Below are 2,145 nucleotides of genomic sequence, written 5' to 3'. Positions count from 1 at the left end.
GTAATTTCTTATCCGAAGCTCAGGTTACCTAAATTAAAATACAAAATTAAAGATGGGTGTCTTGTTTAGTTGTGTTAATTATTTTTTAGGTTTTCGTGAGTACGTATGCACGGGATATAACTAAAGGAAAAAAATCTTCTTTTAAAAGTACAGCCCATTGTCCATCACCAAAACGTTCAATACGATTCGCATTTGTTAGTACATTACATAAGTTATCAGGAGAAGCATTATCTATATTGGAGATGATTTTTTCTACTTCACGTGGGTCATAATCAATTTTAAACCATGGAGGAGCACATAGAGCATTCATAAATTTAGAAATAACTTCAGGATATTTAGGGTAACCACCTAAGTATTCTATATCAGGTAACGCCTCCTTAGCCTGCATATACTCTTTTTCAAGTTTTTCCACATCACTTTTTGAAAACATACATCCTCCATGAAAATCAATCCGACAAAATGCGCTTGTTAGGTTTTATCATCAAAAATGCCTCTATTCGGTTTAACCACTTCAAAGCCTGTTGGCCCAAGTAACTGCGCAGACTTAGGGGAAACATTTAGTGTACCACGACAAGTTATTTCCTCGCCTGATTTATGAGCTTCAAAGGCCTGCCAGTATTCGCCCAACGGCAAATGAATTGTGATAGATTTGAGCTTCTCTTTAACTAAGGCTTTCACTGTTATTTGACCATACTCATCATTTGGAAGATGCTTCAAAACACTGACCAACCCAAAAACTTGGAAGTTTTTAACTGTGTAACGCCCTTTCAAGTATTCCGAAGCGGCTTCCAAATTGGGAATCGATTGAGGAGAAAATTCATAGTTGTCTGCGAAATTAATAGGCTCAGCTTCAAGCCCACCAGTTTTAATTTTTATAGAAAAACGTCTTGATTTCGCACAACCACTTAAACCTATTATTGCATCACATAGATTTGCACTTACGCCTTTGTTTACTGTTTCTTCAAAGTCGAAAATGCTTTTTGAATTAGCATATTTATCGACTGCCTCTGAGATAGCTGTAAGACTTCTAGCTAAATTCATTGATACAGATCTTGCCAGCGAAGTATCGCAACCATCCTGCTGAGTTTCGGAGCCAACCTCTATAGGAGAGATAAGATTAACTACAAAGCTTCCAATTTCTGTTTGCCCTAACTTAAGTTTACCCAAGAAATCCTGAACGTCTTGAGAGCGGCTACCATTAAAAACCTTTTGCCTCTTAAAAGTTGATAGCGTAGATGCTATTAATAAGTCTCGAGATCGTTCTATTAGTAAAACACCATCTTCCAGGGGGATCGTTCCCCCCTCAACATCGGGGTGTGTAACCCGAACCTTGACAAGGTCGGAGCTAAAATTTGTCATATCATCAATTACGGCTGAAATATCTCTATTCTCAAATTCAGCAACAGATTTGATGGCCTCAATTAATCGCTGTCCGTAGCTCCTAATTTTTGAATCAATCGGCTGAATAACCTCATGTGTATATGACTCATCGCCATCTCTGTGCCAAATATTGGCTTGATTGGAGATATTTCCATTCTTAATCCAGCTTTGACTTTCTAGATAGCTCTTCAGTAAATTAGGTGTAATGGATTCCAGAGCTTTTCTAAATTCGACATTCATTTAAGCAGCCCCTCTTATACTTGCCGACTCCATTAGTGATAACAAACTATCTGAGGTCAAAAGGTTTTCTCTGGGAATTTCAATTGTGATATTGGTAGTATTTGAAACATCAGGGCAATCCATGAGTGAAATCCAATAACAACAATGCATTATTGTGGTATGGGTTGTTTCATGGAGCATCCACTCTTGCACATCATCAGGCACAACCAGAACAAACAGGTAGCGAGGGCAAAGCAACCCATCTCCTCTTAGGTCATTATAGTTTTTGATAGAAAGTACAAATTTTAAGTGTTTCTCATTTTCATTGTTTCTAGATGTGCATTTTAGCTGCACTTCAATTTGAGGGTTTCTTATACCAGAAGAGAACCCTCTTCCTTGGAGTATTAGGTCGACACTATCATCATCAACATCAGGAATAGACGATCTAAAACCAAGCTGAGCAGCAACAGCTTTTACATATGCTCGGCTAAATAAGTCCTTTTTCTGGTTTTTATCCATCGTACCTAAGATACTCCTCTTGAAGCC

At 37.9% G+C, this 2,145-nt stretch carries 3 protein-coding genes; all 3 read right to left on the bottom strand.

Annotation, left to right across the window (positions count from 1 at the left end):
- Nucleotides 1-85 precede the first annotated feature (85 nt).
- Nucleotides 86-430 carry a DUF6508 domain-containing protein gene (locus tag ACTRWE_RS19110; protein ID WP_128583603.1) on the bottom strand — a complete coding sequence of 115 codons (345 nt, stop codon included), beginning with the start codon at nt 428-430 and terminating at the stop codon, nt 86-88.
- Nucleotides 431-468: 38 nt separating this feature from the next.
- The gene (locus tag ACTRWE_RS19105) at nt 469-1,620 is read right to left on the bottom strand and encodes a hypothetical protein (RefSeq protein WP_462880524.1); all 1,152 of its coding nucleotides are present in this window, start codon (nt 1,618-1,620) and stop codon (nt 469-471) included.
- Nucleotides 1,621-2,145, bottom strand: a 525-nt coding sequence (locus ACTRWE_RS19100) for a DUF4365 domain-containing protein (protein WP_462880523.1), incomplete at its 5' end; no start/stop codon positions are given. It lies immediately after the preceding gene.

The sequence above is a fragment of the Pseudoalteromonas sp. G5_S1_54_S4 genome (assembly GCF_054968565.1).
Note: the sequence above shows the minus strand (reverse complement) of the source record. Positions and strands in the feature narration are given on the sequence as shown.

Coding starts and splice junctions, on each gene's coding strand:
- ACTRWE_RS19110 (WP_128583603.1), bottom strand. CDS start 430: ATGTTTTCAAAAAGTGATGTGGAAAAACTTGAAAAAGAGTATATGCAG.
- ACTRWE_RS19105 (WP_462880524.1), bottom strand. CDS start 1,620: ATGAATGTCGAATTTAGAAAAGCTCTGGAATCCATTACACCTAATTTA.